Genomic DNA, 15,524 nt, shown 5'->3' with positions numbered 1-15,524 from the left:
CGTATAGCCTTTACACTACGGCAAAGGCTTGCTCTAAGTCGGCGATAATATCGTCAATATGCTCAATACCAATGCTTAAACGAATGGTTTCAGGTCTTACCCCAGCGTTGCGTTGTTCGCTTTGTGTGAGTTGGCGGTGCGTGGTGGAGGCAGGATGGCAGGCTAAGCTTTTAGCATCGCCAATATTCACCAGACGCTTGATGAGCTGGAGTTGATCATAAAATTTTACACCTGCGTCAAAGCCGCCTTTAATACCAAAGGTCAACAGTGAAGCGGGTTTACCCTTAAAGTATTTTTGTGCCAACGCATGATAGGGATCATCGGCGAGACCGGCAAAGTTTACCCATTCGACTTTAGGATGATTTTTTAAATACTGAGCTACGGCTAAACCATTGTCACAATGGCGTTCCATGCGTAAGCCTAAGGTTTCCACCCCTTGTAGGATTAAAAAGGCATTGAAGGGCGATAAGGCCGAACCTGTGTTACGTAAGGGCACTGTGCGAGCGCGGCCAATGTAAGCGGCTGCACCAAAGGCTTCGGTATACACCACGCCATGATAGGAGGGTTCGGGTTGATTCAGTACCGGATAGCGCTCTTTATGCGTAGCCCATGGGAATTTGCCCGAATCGACAATAATCCCGCCGATAGAAGTACCATGTCCGGCAATATATTTGGTGAGTGCATGTACGACAATATCCGCACCATATTCAATCGGTGTGCAGAGCATCGGTGTGGCGACGGTATTATCCATAATAACTGCTACCCCGTGTTTATGAGCCGCTTTAGCAATCGCTTCAATATCGGCAATATTGCCCGCCGGATTGCCTATCGTTTCGCAGTAGACCGCTTTGGTTTTGTCATCAATGAGTTTTTCAATCGCTTCGGCTGAGTCATTTTCGGCAAAGCGTACTTCAATACCCTGACTAGGGAGCATATGGGCGAATAGGGTATAGGTGCCACCATAGAGTTGTGGGGTCGCGATAATATTATCACCCGCCTGCGCGATGGTCAGAATGGCATAATTAATCGCCGCCATGCCAGAACCCACCGCTAGGGCAGCAATACCGCCTTCTAGAGCAGCTATCCGTTTTTCCAGTACATCATTGGTGGGGTTCATAATGCGGGTGTAGATATTACCCGCGACGGCGAGATTGAAGAGATCCGCACCATGCTGTGCATCATCAAATTCATAGGCAACGGTTTGATAAATCGGAACAGCAACCGATTTAGTCGTAGGGTCAGTGTTATAGCCTGCGTGAATAGATAAGGTTTCTTTTTTCATAAGGTATCCTCCAGAATAGTGGAGACACAGTAGCATAGTTTTGCGGGGGCTTGAATGGATAGAGGTTTTTAGTGTTGAGGTAGTTTTAAGTATTTCACTGGCTTAGAGTCGTCATTAATGATTCTAGGTATATTTTGCGAATAATCACCCATTTTAGGCATAATGATTCTCCTCTTAGCTTACGAATTTAATAATGATGGCAAGTAATACACTGATCCAACGGCATCCTACCGTAGCCGTGCAAGTAGGGCATGTGACAGTAGGAGGGCATGCGCCTGTAGTCGTACAATCGATGACCAATACGGATACGGCGGATGCGCTGCGTACCGCGATTCAATGCGCTGAACTAGCTCAGGCGGGTTCCGAATTGGTACGCATTACCGTCAATACGCAAGCTGCGGCTGAGGCGGTGCCGGAGATTCGTGAGCGCCTCGATAAAATGGGCTGTAATGTCCCCCTGATTGGTGACTTTCATTTTAATGGGCATAAATTACTAAGTGCAGTGCCTGCCTGTGCCGAAGCGCTGGCTAAATATCGGATTAATCCGGGCAATGTCGGGCGTGGTAAAAATCGTGACGAGCAATTTGCCCAAATGATTGAATTTGCCTGCCGCTATGATAAGCCAGTGCGTATTGGAGTAAATTGGGGGTCATTAGATCAAGAGCTACTTGCCCGTAAATTAGATGAAAACTCTAAATTATCCCAACCATTAGAGCTGTATGAGGTCATGCATGAAGCCTTGATTGAATCGGCTCTCACCAGCGCAGCAAAAGCAGAAGAATATGGTTTACCGCATAATCATATTATTTTGTCGTGTAAACTGAGCGAGGTACAGGGGCTAATTCGCGCTTATCGAGATATGGCTTCACGCTGTGATTATCCGCTGCATTTGGGTCTAACCGAGGCAGGTATGGGCAGTAAGGGGATTGTAGCCTCCACTGCAGCGCTCTCTGTATTACTACAAGAGGGGATTGGCGACACGATTCGGATTTCGCTGACACCAGAGCCGGGGGCTTCACGGGATAAAGAGGTCATTGTCGGACAAGAAATTTTACAAGCTCTAGGCTTGCGTTCGTTTACCCCGCAAGTGGTGGCGTGTCCGGGCTGTGGGCGTACTTCCAGTGATTACTTCCAGCATTTAGCCTCCCAAATTCAAACTTGGCTGCGTGAGCAAATGCCAAGCTGGCGCTCTCAATATCCCGGTGTAGAAGCAATGTCAGTCGCAGTCATGGGCTGCGTGGTGAATGGGCCGGGTGAGAGTAAGCATGCCAATATTGGGATTAGTTTACCGGGAAGTGGTGAAGTGCCTGTTGCGCCTGTGTATGAGGATGGACACAAAACAGTAACATTAAAGGGCGATGCCATTGCACAAGAGTTTCAAGGCTTAGTGCAGGCGTATATAGAACGTACCTACAAGCGCGAAGTGGCTTGAACAGTAGAGCGAGATAAAAGGTAGGAAGCGATTTACGGTGTCAGACGAAAAATGATCGCTTCCTAAACCTTAGATATTTAACAGCAAGTAAATTAGCTAGCGTCGCGCCATTGACCATCGGAACCGCGACAAGCTTTCATTTGTACATTTTGTACACGTCCATCAATCACTGCTTGTACCGTAGCAGGACGGCAAACAGCAGGTTGATTTTGATAAGTAGTTTGATAGACAGGGCCTGGTGTTGCAGTATAACTATAGCCAGTATTGGGGTTTTGCCAAGTGGCAGGACGACCAGAGGCTAAACTATTGTTCAGATAAGCTTGATCTTGTGTATCAAATTGAGCGCCAATATTGCCACCAATATAACCACCAAGAATAGCGCCTACAACCGTAGCAGCATTTTTGCCATCACCTTTACCAAATTGATGACCGATTACCCCACCTAGAACAGAACCTGTAATAGCGCCAGTTTGAGCGTTACTAGCCGGTGCCATACCACCACCACAACCTACGAGTAAGGTAGCAGTTAAACCTAATGCAGTTAAGATACGTAGAGATAGTTTCATATTAGAGAACCCTTGTTTAATGATAGCTATTTTTTTGTGAGCTAGATGAGTATAAATTAATTAATAGTAATAGCCGCGGCCATTATATTGCGGTTGTTGATAATATTGGTCAGCTTGTGCTCCCATATTACCCCCAATATACCCGCCTGCAATGGCGCCTGCTACGGTAGCTGCTTTTTTGCCATCACCTTTACCGAATTGATGACCAACTACACCACCGACTACTGATCCAGCGACGGCACCATTTTGTGTGTGACTAGCAGGTGCAGCACAACCAGTGAGAGATAATATCGTAAGAGTTGCCGCGATGGTGACTGAATAAGCAATATATTTTTTCATTGTAAAGTTCCTAATGATATAGCAGTAGGGGGCATACCCCATACTGCCTTATTATAATGGGTCAGTATCAGCTCTGACCGCTATTGTTGTAAAAGGTTCTTAGTAGATGATTAAACGGTCATTATTCTAAAATAAAATCTAGTTAGATGCCTTAAACTCAAAAACCTGCTCACTCACCCCTTGTGGACTGACCTCAATATCTTGCTCTAATGAGCTTTGATTGTAAGTCGCTTTTACCCGGTATCTACCTGCAGGTAGGCGCTCATTCACTTGTTCTAATGAAACATGGTTAGTGATGGCTTTGTCATGGGTATCATATAATGCATAGTTCGCTTTTACAGTCTGACCATTAGCATCAGTCGCTCTTAGTTTTAGCGTACCAATCTTATCAAGGTTAAAACGATATTCTGTCGTTTCGTGAGGTTTTACTGTAACGGTTTGTGACTGACGGAAACCTTTCCATAAGGCATTAACCCGATAAGTGCCGGCGGATAGTTCGGTTTGCAGTGCCTCACCTTGGGTCATTTGTGCAACTAATTGATTATCAGGGGTATAAATAAAATAACTAGAGCGTAGATTGTCCGTGCGTCCTTGTTCGCCTAAGCTTAGGCGCAAAGTACCGGGGTTTTGTAATGCCATAGAAGACAGTGGTACTACCCTATCCGCATTAGTGCTACTGCCGGCAATAGCTTTTTCCTCGATAATAGGTTGTAGATCGGTGAATAATGCACCAATAGAGGCGGTATTTTGTGCCAATACAAAGCGCCCACCAGTATTATTAGCAATACATTGGAGCTGGGCTTCGTCTTTGGCATTAAAACCCAAGACATTAATCACTAAATTAGGATAGTGTTGTTTCAGTGTTGCAGCCGTTTCGCAGGGATCTGCCTTACAGCTTTCTTCACCATCACTGATTAAGAGGATATTGCCACTATTTTTAACTTCATTAGCAGCGGCTTTTAAAGCGCTAGAAATAGGTGAGCGACCTTTAGGCATGAGTTTATTGGCACGCTTGAGGAGTTCGGTATTATCCATACCTATGCCTCCTACCACTTTAACGCTATTACATTTGCCGCCATAAGTGGTTAGTCCAAAGGAAGTCGTACCGGCTCCCTTGACTAAGGTATCGAGACTCTCGCGTGCAATCATCACTTTGGCTTGGCCTTGGACTTGAGTCCACATACTATTGGAGCCATCGAGAATAATCATAGTAGCCTGTTGATCAGCGGCAAGCAGGGGAGCGCCTATGCAGACCGAGAATGAAATAAAGCTGAAGTAGCGAATCACGGTTCGAGCAAATAGTTTCATTGTATTAACTTGTATTTTTACTGGGGTTGATGTCATTGAGAGTAGCACCGTATTTTAAGCAAACCATAACAATTGTTTATTAGCGGTTCATCTAGAGCTACTAATAGCTTAGCCTACAATCGCTATGTCTGAGGTTAAGTTAGACTATCATACTTATGAGAGCGGTCTATGTCCTTGCCATTATTTAGGAGTTTTTATGTCTAATGATAATATTTTTGCCGCCCCACAAGCCGAAGTTCAAGATCTAGCTGGGGGGCAGGGTTTATATTCGGATACTATCGTACTTGCCCTGCGTCGTACTCGTCCTTGGGTCATGGTCTTAGGGGTGTTAGGGATAATTAGTGCGGTATTTATGTTGATAGGTGTTGTAGGGATTATAGCCAGTGGAGCCGGAGATGCCGCCTTTGGGATGGGCATGACTGCGCCTGTGGTTATTGTTTATTTGATCTTAATAGCGATTACTTTTGCCGCCTCCATACAATTATTTAGATTTGCCAGTGCGATCAAGCGAGCATTAGCGAGTATGCAGTCTGCTGATTTAGATAATGTCCTGCTGATTCAGGCTAATTTTTGGCGTTTAATCGGGATATTGAGTTTAGCGATGTTAATTCTCAGTTTTGTGGGAGTTGGTATGATGATCGTATTCATGGCAGTGCGTGGAGGGGTTTAAACCGAAAAACCACTTGCAACTTATTCAGGTATCAACGAAACTTATAGAAAGCCAAATAAAGGAGTGATGTTCCAAGCTCCTTTATAAACTCATACAAACTGAAACCCGTCATAGGGTTGCTGTGACCTTAATTACATAAAGAATAATAATATGCAGGTTGCGACACACTCCACCGATTTAGATGTTGCCTTTGGCGAACGTTTAGTCGAATTAGGCAAACTGAAACCTAACGATTTTGATAAAGCCTTACGGGCACGCTCCGAGCTTAAATTGCCTTTAGGAAAAGTATTGGTGCGCTTAGGTATGTTATCCGAACAGGAAATGACCTTTGTGTTATCACGTTTTCTGAATGTACCGATGGTGATTACCAAAGACTATCCAGAGCAAGGCATTGAGAATGTGGGTATTGCCCTCAACTACCTGCGCTCTATGGAAGTTGCACCACTGACTCTGACTGATAATGTATTAACAGTAGCAACCACTCAGCCAACTAATGAGCAAATGCTCAAGGCATTAGCCATGGCGAGTGATAAGACGATTAGACCCATGCTGGGTTTGCCTTCTGAAGTTCAATCCCATATTGAGCGTCATTATGCACAGACACAAACCGAGCAGAAAACCGATGAGTTCGAGATCACCAGTAGTGATCATGACCCTGATGATATTGAACAGCTAAAAGATATGGCGAGCGAGGCTCCCGTCATTAAGCTGGTGAATCAAATCATGACTCAGGCTATGACCATGCGTGCTTCTGATATTCATATTGAGCCGTTTGAAAATCATCTCAAAATTCGCTATCGCATCGACGGGGTGATTCATGAGATTGATGCACCGCCTGCTCATTTAACCGCTGCGGTGATATCAAGAATTAAACTCATGGCACGGCTGAATATTGCGGAGCGGCGTTTGCCCCAAGATGGGCGCATTCAATTACGTGCTCAGGGTAAAGAAATTGATATGCGGGTATCAACCGTACCCACCATGTATGGTGAAAGTGTGGTGATGCGTCTGCTGGATAAGCATAGTGTCAAACTTGACTTAGTAACACTGGGCTTTTCTGATACCAATCTCAAAGTGCTACATGAGCAATTAAAACAGCCACATGGCGTGATTCTAGTCACCGGCCCTACTGGTTCGGGTAAAACGACAACACTGTATGCCGCTCTCACTTCTCTGAATACTCCAGAAAATAAGATCCTCACCGTTGAAGATCCGGTGGAGTATGAGTTAGAGGGGATTAATCAGATTCAGGCCAATCCTAAAATTGGTTTGACCTTCTCGGATGCCTTACGCGCTATTGTGCGTCAAGACCCGGACATTATTATGATCGGGGAAATGCGGGATTTGGAAACCGCCAAAATTGCGATTCAATCCGCCCTTACAGGTCACTTGGTACTCTCAACCATTCACACCAATGATGCAGCCGGTGGTGTAACCCGTTTGCTAGATATGGGGATAGAAGATTATCTCATTACTTCTACGGTGAATGCGATTTTGGCTCAGCGCTTAGTAAGGCGTTTATGTCCACAATGTCGAGAGCCTAAACCCATGTTGCCTGAGGTGGCTAAAGAATTAAATTTACGCCGTTATCAACCCGATGGTGATCTACTCGCATGGCATGCTAAGGGATGCGCTGCTTGTGGTAATACGGGCTATAAAGGGCGTAGTGCGATTCATGAAATCTTAGTGATGGACGATGATATTCGCCGACTAGTACTTAAACATGCCGATGCGGGTGTGATTCAAGATCAAGCTCGCAAAGCGGGTATGTACACGCTCTATGAAGACGGCTTATTGAAGGCTTTAAAAGGCGTCACGACCTTAGAAGAAGTTCTCCGTGTCGCCGAGGAGACTGATGATGCCCCAGTATAGTTATAAAGCCGTAAAACTATCGGGTGAAGCCGTTGATGGCAGTATTGATGCGGCTTCCGAGGCTCAGGCCATTGAGCAATTGCAAGCCCAAGGTTTAATCCCGGTTAAAGTAGTAGCTGCAAAAGGTGCTAAAGGACCAACTGTTAGCAAAGGGTTGAAATTATCCGGCAGTGCTAAAGTCAGCCAAAATGATATTGTGGCCTTGACGCAGCAGTTATCCTCGATGTTAAAAGCAGGCTTACCACTCGACCGAGCCTTAGGGGTGTTATTAGAGATTACTGAACACAAAGGCGTACATCAGCTTGTTAAAGAGATTCAGGACAAGGTGAGAAGTGGGCGCAACTTTGCTGATGCTTTAGAGGAGTCGGGTAAGTTTACGCGTTTTTACGTCAATATGGTGCGAGCAGGTGAGGCAAGTGGTTCAGTAGATGAGGCGTTAGCTCGTTTGGTGGATTATATGCTGCGTGCTAAAGAGCTACGCGGTACGGTCATGTCTGCCCTGATTTACCCGATTATTTTATTAGTTGTGGCGGGTGGCTCCATTATTGCCCTACTGATTTTTGTAGTACCACAATTCTCGCGCATGTTTGAGGATATGGGGGGCGAGTTACCTGCTCTGACTAAGGCTGTGATTGCAGCGGGGGATATACTCAAAAACCAATGGTGGTTGATCCTCGGTATTGTGTTATTCATCCTGCTATTGGCTCAAGTGCTCCTTAAGAATGAGACAGCCCGCAGTCGTCTAGATCGCTCCATGCTGAAATGGCCTTTAGTAGGGTCATTGATTTCTAAGGTTGAAATGGCGCGTTTCTCCCGTAGTTTAAGCACCTTATTACATAATGGTGTGCCCTTATTAGGCGCATTACAAATAGTCAAAAATACCATGAGTAATCGGGTGATGGCGCGAGCGGTGGAGGAGGCGGCTGGGAGTTTAAAACAAGGCGAAAGCCTTACCAAAACATTACTAAGTAAGGGACTATTTCCCCCCTATGCCTTACATATGCTACGGGTAGGGGAGGAAACAGGACAAATGGAGCATCTACTGAATGAGGTGGCTACCATTTACGATGCGGAGGTTAAAACCTCGGTACAGCAGTTATTAGCCGTCATGGAGCCTTTGTTAATTTTAGTGATGGCTTCTGGGATTTTAGTGGTTATTTTTGCGGTCTTACTGCCCATGATTAATATGGCAGATTTGGTTAAATAGTTAATTAATAATAAATACAATGGAGAACGGTATGCAACAACAACGGGGTTTCAGCTTAATTGAGCTGATGATTGTATTAGTCATCTTAGGATTGATTGCCGGCATCGTCGGCCCTCAGGCCATGAGTTATTTAGGCCGTGGGAAATCACAATCCGCTAAGGTGCAAATTGAAAATATTAGCGCGGCTTTAGATATGTATAAACTGGAGGTCGGCAATTATCCTAGTGCCTCCGAGGGTTTGAAAGCTTTAGTGACAGCGCCTTCGAGTGCTAAAGGTTGGAATGGCCCTTATTTGAAAAAAGGCGGCGTTCCTTTAGATCCTTGGAATAATGAATATCAATATAAACGTCCAGGAGCCAATGGTCAGCCCTATGACTTATTCTCCTATGGTGCCGACAATACCCAAGGGGGCGAAGGCGATAATGCCGATATTACCCTTTGGAATAAGCAGTAAGTAGCTAGCGATGTCTGCTCAAACTGGAGGCGGGGGAATACGAGGTTTTAGCCTAATCGAGGTCATGATTGTCTTGGCCTTGACGGGGTTATTGATGGGCGTTGTAGCGACCAACCTAACAGAAGGGCCGGTATTGCGCGAGTCGGCACGTGAAGTGTTGGCGAGTCTACGTCATGCTCGATCCAGCGCGATTATGAGCCAAAAGCAAACGCGCTGGATGATGAATACAGCGAGTAGAACCTTTCAAATTGAAGGTATCAAACAAGAGCGTACCTTGTCTGCAGCGATTGAATTAAAACTCCATACGGCGGCCTCTGAAGTCATGGGCAAAGATCAAGGCGCGATTCGCTTTTTCCCTGATGGTAGTTCAACAGGAGGCGCTGTCGATGTGAGCTATAAAGGGCAAACGTATAAGGTGAATGTGGAATGGGTCACCGGGCGGGTCAGCATTGAGTAGCGTTAAATCAAGCCAAGGTTTTTCTCTATTAGAGGTATTGGTTGCCTTTGTGGTGATGGGACTCGTCATTGGCACCTTATTGCAGCTTTATGGCACTGCTATGCGTAGTGTGGCATTAGCCGATGAAATGAGTTATGCCCTCTTAGCCGCCGAATCACAATTGGCTCGTGTTGGGCGGGATATTAAGGTTGAGAAGGGATCCGAGAGTGGCTCAATCGAGAGTTCGGATTATCGTTGGAGCATAGACATGGCACCGGTTGAGCTTATGGAGGAGCAAGAAAGTTTTTCTTTAAGTGTGGAGCCATTTAAGGTGGTCGTGACGATTGAATGGGAGAGTGATGGTAAAGAACGCTCTTATACCCTAACCTCGATTCGGTTTGGGGAGCGTAAATAATGCTAGCTCCTCGTTATGCACGGCAAAGCGGTTTTTCCTTATTAGAGGTCATGATTGCCTTTGCCATTTTGGCTTTTTTATTTACCGGATTATTTGCCAGCTTTAATACCATGAGTAAGGGTTGGGATGCCGCCGATAATCGCATGAGCAAAACCGAGGATATGCGCCTGATTAGCGATTTCTTGCGCCGTCAATTGAGCCAAATGATAGTAGTACGAGTGATGGGTACCGAAAAGGGTGGCACTAAAGCCCCAGTATTTGCCTTTAAGGGCGAGGGTGAAGTGGTACGTTATGCAGCACCGTTGCAACCTCTGCAAGGTCAGGGGGGAATTTATTTGATTGAATTAACCTTTAAGGGACAAAAATTACAAATGCGCTATGCCCCTTATCGCCCTGATACCGAATGGGATGAAGCATTCAATGATAGTGAACCCGTTTTAGTATATGAGGGGTTGAAAAAAGCTAAGTTTAGCTATTTTGCGGCGGAAACCATGGAAGAAGACCCAGAGTGGTTAGATGAATGGGAGACTGATAAGGGCGTTTATCCTTTATTACTCAAACTTTCTTTAGCCGATAATGAACGCCAATGGCCTGATTTATTAGTGCAATTACCCCAAGTGGATGCTTATGTTGCTGCTCGCCGTTAAGACAAAAACTACGAAATCTACCCCGCAACAGGGCGTTGCCATGATGATTGTGCTGTGGATGATTGTTATTTTAATGATGATGGCAGGCTCCTTGATTTTTTCCTCTCGTACTCAAATGCAAATGATGGATTATGCACGCTTTAGTGTCAAAGGGCGGGCTTTAGCCGAGGCGGCTACGCATTTTGCGGTGATGCAATTATTTGTTCCCACCGATGAGCGCAAGATCAAAATAGGCGGGGGCGTCGCTACTTGGGAGTATGATGGCGCTAAAATAGATATTCGCATGGTGGGTGAGAATGGCTTGGTGGATCTGAATCAGGCGGATCGTCCGTTATTATTTGAAGTGCTCAAAGCAGTTGGTGTAGCAGAGAAAGATATTGATCCCTTAATAGATAAGATTGACGATTTTCGTGATCCTGATGATCTTAAACGTGTTAATGGGGCAGAAGACTCTGATTATGAGCGCGAAGGCATCGAAGCGGGAGCAAAAGACGCGCCTATTGAGCGTATTGAAGAGTTACAACAAGTCTTAGATATAACCCCTGAATTGTATAAACGCTTAGCACGGTATTTAACGGTTAGCTCTAATGCACATGGGATTAACCCCATGATGGCTCCCCGTCATATCTTATTGCTCTTAGCCAAAGGTGATCAGCAAGCAGTCGATACCTATATTCAAGCGCGTGAAGAAGCCAAGGGGGGCTGGGTACAGCCGAATTTTGGCAGTGAGTTTTTGGATCAACTAGCCGCTCCTGTTTATCGCATGCAAATCAGTGTGAGTATTCCCGATGAGCCGCGCCCCGCTTACATAGAAGAGCGTTCCGTGCGCATTTTGCCTGGTCGTAATCCTCCTTTTATCACCTATTATGTTAAGACAGTGAGTCCTGATGCACAGTTTGAATAAACTGACCTAATTGCTTAAATTCATCTGCTCTAGCACTTCCACGCCGCCAGGCTAACCCCACCTCACGGAAACTATATTCATCAGTAGACCAAAGTTTCACTTCAGTGCCGGCTAATAAGGGTGAGTTTTTTACCATCTGAGGCAGAAAACTAATACCTAAATCGGTATCCACCATTTGTACTAGCGTTAGAATACTAGTCGCACTAAAGCGATTGACTTTATCCAAATCTTGTAAATGGCAAGCTGCCAGCGTATGGTCGCGCAAACAATGCCCATCTTCTAAGAGTAAAATACTTTCAGAAGCTAACTCATTAAACTGATAATGGTGTGGGTTTATATGTCGAGTATCTTCACGACAAGCTAAATAAAAACTATCCTTAAATAAGCTATGAATCTCTACATTACTCATAGCATAAGGCAATGCTAATAAAACTAAATCTAACTCACCATCTAATAACTTAGCATGTAAGCGTTGGGTAATATCTTCGGTTAATAAGAGTCTTAATTGTGGAAAAGCCAAATGTAATTTAGGCACTACTTTAGGCAATAAAAACGGCGCAATAGTAGGAATTACTCCTAAACGCAGATCACCTGTTAAGGGGGCATGATTGCTGCGAGCTAACTCGACTAAGTTTTCGATATCTCTGAGACAACGCCTAGCTTCTCCAGCAATTTGTCGTCCAATATGCGTAACGGTAACATTTTTATTGGTACGATCGACTAATTGGACTTTGAGAGTGGTTTCTAGCTCACGAATAGCGGTACTAAAAGCCGACTGGGAAACAAAACAAGCATCAGCAGCTCGCCCAAAATGCTGATAGGTATCCAGCGCTACAAAATAACGTAGCTGTTTAACGGTTGGTAAACTCATAATATTTCCTAACGGGATGAAACTGAGTATGGGTTTATTTAAACCCATCTATTTTCAGTAACTTAGGTTTTATAAGGAACTGCTTAATGGATGAGTTGCATAGCGAATGGGACCGCCTCTAAAAGCGGGAAAACCACAGCCCATTACTACGCTGAGGTCTAAAAAACTAGCCTCTTCGATTAATCCTAATTCTAAGCAGATACGAGCCTCCTCCACCATTTGCTTAACCAGCCTGCGTTTCATCTGCTCACTATTACCTGTCCATTGTTCACGCTCAGTTTTTAAAGCTCGCCCATTACGATAACGATAAAAGCCATTTTGAGTTTTGCGTCCTAATTTCATATTAGCGACTAATGTTCGCAATAAGGCTGGAATTTCTAAATCCATTTGTTGTTTAGCTAATTCACCTAATTGTAAACAGGTATCTAAACCGATATGATCCGCTAATTCTAATGGGCCATAACGCATACCAAATGCTCGCGCGGCTTGATCGATAGTAGTAACAGGTACTCCTTGTTGTTGTAAACGCATACCTTGAAATAAATAAATAATCAAAATACGGTAGACCGTAAACTGTTGCTGATAACTCAATACGAGAGGTAATTTATCGATGAGACGCATTAATCCCACAGTACGTTCAATTACAGTTGATTTAGTAAGTTGTGGTAAATAAATAATCTCCACTAAGGGTTGGATTGGGAAAGGGTTAAAACTATGTAATCCCACTACCCGTTGGGGTTGAAGTAGGGGCGCTGTGATATCTTTTAGTGAGCAAACCAGACTGGTTGTTAATAAAAGCGTTGTTTCTGGCGTGCTCTCTTCTAGTTCCGCTAATAGATCTTGTTTGATTCGTAGCTGATCGGGTAGGCACTCAATGACAAAATCAGCCTCAATCTCATGCAAAGATTTAATCCAGCTTAGCCGCTCAAGTGCTTGTTGATAATCTTTAGCCTGTAATTGACTCGATAGTTGCTGTTGAAGGGCTAGCTGAGCTAGTTCGCGTTGTTCTGCATTGGTGTCTCGAATACTGACTGAGCAACCTTTTAGTAGAAAAGCAAGGGCATACGCTTGTCCTGTTGCTCCGGCTCCTATAATGGTTATTTTAGGAGGGGTATCTAGGGCGGGAGGTAGTGTGGCTAGCCAACGTTGTTTAGCTGTTTTAAGGTAGATGAGATGAGTACCTGGTGCTTCTAGGACTAGATCGGTAAAGGTTTGTGCTTCTTGCTGGAGTGAATTTTTGTGGCGCGGGAAACTAAGCCAATTGGACAGCAGGTGTTTGGGCGCTGGATAAAAGGCAGGAGGGTAGTAACTAGCAATCAGTTGCTTTAATCCTAAGCTTTGTGTCCATTTAGAGATATTTGACCAATGCTGATGGTGTTTTTGCTTAGCCTGTAGCGTCGCTTTCGGAGTATGGGCGATTTTATCTAGCGTAGGCATGAGCTTGTCAGCCGCGATCATATGATCAATAAGGCCATGCGATTGAGCAACCGGCAACGACCAGGTTTGACCGCTTAATAATAAAGTCCATGCCGCCTTAGCACCTGAGCGACGGATTAGGTTTTTAAATTGCCCAATACTAGGCGTGATCCCTAACTCAAAATCTTGATGCTGAAAGCTAACTATGGAGTGCTCTAAGGCGAGGGTAGTATCACAAGCCAGTACTATTTCTAAACCAATACCTGCACAGTGACCTTTAATAAAGGCCACTATGGGGACGGGCAGTTGTCGCCATAATTTAGTTAGTTCTTGAGCTTGTTGGATATAGCGTTGCACAGCTTGGCGATGACGTAAGCCGTAAAGCTGCTCTAGATCATGGCTACCTAAAAAACTATCAGGATGTTTAGAGCTGAGAATAATGAGCTTTAAACCCGCATATTGAGTGGCTTGAGCACAAACAGACATTAATTCATCTAATAGTGCAGACGAGACCGTATTACCCTGTGGTTTAGCGCTATTAAGGTTAATCCACAAGTACTGCTGCTCATCAAAAGTTAAACTAAGATGCTGATATGGCTGCTTCATAGGTTCAAGCTACTAGTTAGCGATTTTTATACTGCATGGGACTGATTATAAGAGTAAATAGATAATAACAGCAGTATTAAAACGTTTTTATAAGAAAAAGGCGAGTCCTTGATACGGGACTCGCCTAAACGAGGTGAAATGTAAAGCGATTTGATTTACATGGACTATGATAGAGTGCTAATGAGTACAAAATTTGATTACAATGTGCAAATACTGTGAACAGATAGCAAATTTCAGTAGGTATATCAAAGTCATCGGGTATTTCTGGAGCAGTCTTGGCGGCAGGGATGCCACCTTGTAGCGTACAAGGAGGTATTCACAGCGGCTGCGGAGGACATACTCGATGACTTTGGCTCAAGTACTTAGCATCGTTTTAGGGGGCTACCTGCATTAAGGCTCATACTTATAGCCTACGGAATAAACCGAGTGAATCAGTTCACGCTCTGGCTCTAGTTGATCTAGTTTTTTGCGTAATTTCTTGATATGACTATCAATAGTCCGGTCGCTGACAATGCGATTGTCAGGATAAGCCTTTTCCATGAGGTGTTGACGGCTAAAAATACGCCCCGGTTTAGACGCTAAGGTTTCTAATAGCTCAAACTCTACCAAGGTTAACACCGTCTCTTGATTCTCCCAATGGACAGTAAGGCGGTCACGTTCTAATACTAAGCCCTGTGTGGAGATAGTTGCGCTAGGCGTAGGAGATGCTGAGAGGAGGGTATTATCGGTAGGGGCTGCACGTCTTAGAACCGCTTTGACACGCGCGATGACTTCACGGGGGCTAAACGGTTTACAGATATAATCATCCGCACCTAACTCTAAACCTAAAAGCCGATCAATTTCCTCTGAAAGTGCTGTGAGCATAATAATGGGGGTAGTGGTAAATTGTCTCAGCTCTTTGCAAACCTCTAAACCATCTTTACCCCCCGGTAACATTAAATCGAGCAAAATCAAGACTGGTTGATGTTCTTTGACCCAGCTTGTGACCTCGGTGCCTTGGGTAATCCAATGCGTTTGATAACCAGAGTTGGCTAAATATTTAGCTAAAATATCGGCGATTTTTGGCTCATCTTCTACGATTAAAATAGTATCCATGCCT

General features: G+C 44.6%; 16 protein-coding genes. 9 read left to right on the top strand and 7 right to left on the bottom strand.

Annotated features, from left to right (window positions below):
• Positions 1–10: 10 nt before the first annotated feature.
• Complete coding sequence (locus A3IK_RS0112820) at positions 11–1,282, bottom strand: O-acetylhomoserine aminocarboxypropyltransferase/cysteine synthase family protein (protein ID WP_020560389.1); 1,272 nt, start codon at positions 1,280–1,282, stop codon at positions 11–13.
• Positions 1,283–1,475: 193 nt separating this feature from the next.
• On the opposite strand from A3IK_RS0112820, the gene ispG reads away from it, so the two are divergent.
• The gene (gene ispG, locus A3IK_RS0112815) at positions 1,476–2,714 is read left to right on the top strand and encodes a flavodoxin-dependent (E)-4-hydroxy-3-methylbut-2-enyl-diphosphate synthase (protein WP_020560388.1); all 1,239 of its coding nucleotides are present in this window, start codon (positions 1,476–1,478) and stop codon (positions 2,712–2,714) included.
• Between the two features lie 92 nt (positions 2,715–2,806).
• Here ispG and A3IK_RS19405 read toward each other — a convergent pair whose 3' ends face one another.
• The 3 genes from A3IK_RS19405 to A3IK_RS0112800 form a co-directional block, all read right to left on the bottom strand.
• Positions 2,807–3,280 (bottom strand): glycine zipper 2TM domain-containing protein, encoded by a 474-nt coding sequence (locus A3IK_RS19405; RefSeq protein WP_020560387.1) that lies wholly within the window; start codon positions 3,278–3,280, stop codon positions 2,807–2,809.
• A 60-nt stretch (positions 3,281–3,340) separates the two neighbouring features.
• Positions 3,341–3,619: a glycine zipper 2TM domain-containing protein gene (locus A3IK_RS0112805; RefSeq protein WP_020560386.1), complete on the bottom strand. Its 279-nt coding sequence runs from the start codon at positions 3,617–3,619 to the stop codon at positions 3,341–3,343.
• Between the two features lie 138 nt (positions 3,620–3,757).
• Positions 3,758–4,927, bottom strand: a complete 1,170-nt coding sequence (locus A3IK_RS0112800) for a vWA domain-containing protein (protein WP_020560385.1) — start codon at positions 4,925–4,927, stop codon at positions 3,758–3,760.
• 196 nt (positions 4,928–5,123) lie between these two features.
• Between A3IK_RS0112800 and A3IK_RS0112795 the strand changes: the two genes are divergently transcribed.
• From A3IK_RS0112795 to A3IK_RS0112760, 8 genes are all read left to right on the top strand, one after another.
• On the top strand, positions 5,124–5,597 hold the full coding sequence (locus A3IK_RS0112795; RefSeq protein ID WP_020560384.1) for a hypothetical protein: 474 nt from the start codon (positions 5,124–5,126) through the stop codon (positions 5,595–5,597).
• A 150-nt stretch (positions 5,598–5,747) separates the two neighbouring features.
• Entirely contained in the window at positions 5,748–7,469 is a 1,722-nt protein-coding gene (gene gspE, locus A3IK_RS0112790) for a type II secretion system ATPase GspE (protein ID WP_020560383.1), read from the top strand.
• Positions 7,453–8,676 carry a type II secretion system F family protein gene (locus tag A3IK_RS0112785; RefSeq protein ID WP_245539484.1) on the top strand — a complete coding sequence of 408 codons (1,224 nt, stop codon included), beginning with the start codon at positions 7,453–7,455 and terminating at the stop codon, positions 8,674–8,676. Before gspE ends, A3IK_RS0112785 begins: the two co-directional genes overlap by 17 nt.
• A 31-nt stretch (positions 8,677–8,707) precedes the next feature.
• The gene (gene gspG, locus A3IK_RS0112780) at positions 8,708–9,130 is read left to right on the top strand and encodes a type II secretion system major pseudopilin GspG (RefSeq protein ID WP_020560381.1); all 423 of its coding nucleotides are present in this window, start codon (positions 8,708–8,710) and stop codon (positions 9,128–9,130) included.
• A gap of 10 nt (positions 9,131–9,140) precedes the next feature.
• Positions 9,141–9,587, top strand: coding sequence for a GspH/FimT family pseudopilin (locus A3IK_RS0112775; protein WP_020560380.1), 447 nt, complete (start codon positions 9,141–9,143; stop codon positions 9,585–9,587).
• A complete protein-coding gene (locus A3IK_RS0112770) occupies positions 9,580–9,981 on the top strand; it encodes a type IV pilus modification PilV family protein (RefSeq protein WP_020560379.1) in 402 nt (133 codons plus the stop codon). The genes A3IK_RS0112775 and A3IK_RS0112770 overlap by 8 nt, the downstream gene beginning before the upstream one ends.
• On the top strand, positions 9,981–10,628 hold the full coding sequence (locus A3IK_RS0112765) for a prepilin-type N-terminal cleavage/methylation domain-containing protein (RefSeq protein WP_020560378.1): 648 nt from the start codon (positions 9,981–9,983) through the stop codon (positions 10,626–10,628). Before A3IK_RS0112770 ends, A3IK_RS0112765 begins: the two co-directional genes overlap by 1 nt.
• Positions 10,609–11,532, top strand: a complete 924-nt coding sequence (locus A3IK_RS0112760) for a type II secretion system minor pseudopilin (protein ID WP_020560377.1) — start codon at positions 10,609–10,611, stop codon at positions 11,530–11,532. The genes A3IK_RS0112765 and A3IK_RS0112760 overlap by 20 nt, the downstream gene beginning before the upstream one ends.
• Here A3IK_RS0112760 and A3IK_RS0112755 read toward each other — a convergent pair.
• From A3IK_RS0112755 to A3IK_RS0112745, 3 genes are all read right to left on the bottom strand, one after another.
• Entirely contained in the window at positions 11,498–12,403 is a 906-nt protein-coding gene (locus A3IK_RS0112755) for a hydrogen peroxide-inducible genes activator (RefSeq protein ID WP_020560376.1), read from the bottom strand. The two genes, A3IK_RS0112760 and A3IK_RS0112755, sit on opposite strands and share 35 nt — an antisense overlap.
• Before the next feature lie 69 nt (positions 12,404–12,472).
• Complete coding sequence (locus A3IK_RS0112750; RefSeq protein WP_020560375.1) at positions 12,473–14,425, bottom strand: 3-hydroxyacyl-CoA dehydrogenase NAD-binding domain-containing protein; 1,953 nt, start codon at positions 14,423–14,425, stop codon at positions 12,473–12,475.
• Between the two features lie 390 nt (positions 14,426–14,815).
• On the bottom strand, positions 14,816–15,520 hold the full coding sequence (locus A3IK_RS0112745; RefSeq protein WP_020560374.1) for a response regulator: 705 nt from the start codon (positions 15,518–15,520) through the stop codon (positions 14,816–14,818).
• Between the last annotated feature and the right edge of the window lie 4 nt (positions 15,521–15,524).

Origin of the sequence: Thiofilum flexile DSM 14609, assembly GCF_000380185.1 — a bacterium.
Lineage (GTDB): Bacteria > Pseudomonadota > Gammaproteobacteria > Thiotrichales > Thiotrichaceae > Thiofilum > Thiofilum flexile.
The sequence above is the reverse complement of the archived record's forward strand: the minus strand, read 5'-3'. Positions and strand labels throughout refer to the sequence as shown.

Excerpts from the sequence above, each read along its gene's own strand:
- A3IK_RS0112820 (WP_020560389.1), bottom strand. The coding sequence starts at position 1,282 with ATGAAAAAAGAAACCTTATCTATTCACGCAGGCTATAACACTGACCCT.
- gspG (WP_020560381.1), top strand. The coding sequence starts at position 8,708 with ATGCAACAACAACGGGGTTTCAGCTTAATTGAGCTGATGATTGTATTA.
- A3IK_RS0112800 (WP_020560385.1), bottom strand. The coding sequence starts at position 4,927 with ATGAAACTATTTGCTCGAACCGTGATTCGCTACTTCAGCTTTATTTCA.
- A3IK_RS0112795 (WP_020560384.1), top strand. The coding sequence starts at position 5,124 with ATGTCTAATGATAATATTTTTGCCGCCCCACAAGCCGAAGTTCAAGAT.
- A3IK_RS0112760 (WP_020560377.1), top strand. The coding sequence starts at position 10,609 with ATGTTGCTGCTCGCCGTTAAGACAAAAACTACGAAATCTACCCCGCAA.
- A3IK_RS0112750 (WP_020560375.1), bottom strand. The coding sequence starts at position 14,425 with ATGAAGCAGCCATATCAGCATCTTAGTTTAACTTTTGATGAGCAGCAG.
- gspE (WP_020560383.1), top strand. The coding sequence starts at position 5,748 with ATGCAGGTTGCGACACACTCCACCGATTTAGATGTTGCCTTTGGCGAA.
- A3IK_RS0112805 (WP_020560386.1), bottom strand. The coding sequence starts at position 3,619 with ATGAAAAAATATATTGCTTATTCAGTCACCATCGCGGCAACTCTTACG.
- A3IK_RS0112775 (WP_020560380.1), top strand. The coding sequence starts at position 9,141 with ATGTCTGCTCAAACTGGAGGCGGGGGAATACGAGGTTTTAGCCTAATC.
- A3IK_RS0112745 (WP_020560374.1), bottom strand. The coding sequence starts at position 15,520 with ATGGATACTATTTTAATCGTAGAAGATGAGCCAAAAATCGCCGATATT.
- A3IK_RS0112755 (WP_020560376.1), bottom strand. The coding sequence starts at position 12,403 with ATGAGTTTACCAACCGTTAAACAGCTACGTTATTTTGTAGCGCTGGAT.
- ispG (WP_020560388.1), top strand. The coding sequence starts at position 1,476 with ATGATGGCAAGTAATACACTGATCCAACGGCATCCTACCGTAGCCGTG.
- A3IK_RS0112765 (WP_020560378.1), top strand. The coding sequence starts at position 9,981 with ATGCTAGCTCCTCGTTATGCACGGCAAAGCGGTTTTTCCTTATTAGAG.
- A3IK_RS19405 (WP_020560387.1), bottom strand. The coding sequence starts at position 3,280 with ATGAAACTATCTCTACGTATCTTAACTGCATTAGGTTTAACTGCTACC.
- A3IK_RS0112785 (WP_245539484.1), top strand. The coding sequence starts at position 7,453 with ATGATGCCCCAGTATAGTTATAAAGCCGTAAAACTATCGGGTGAAGCC.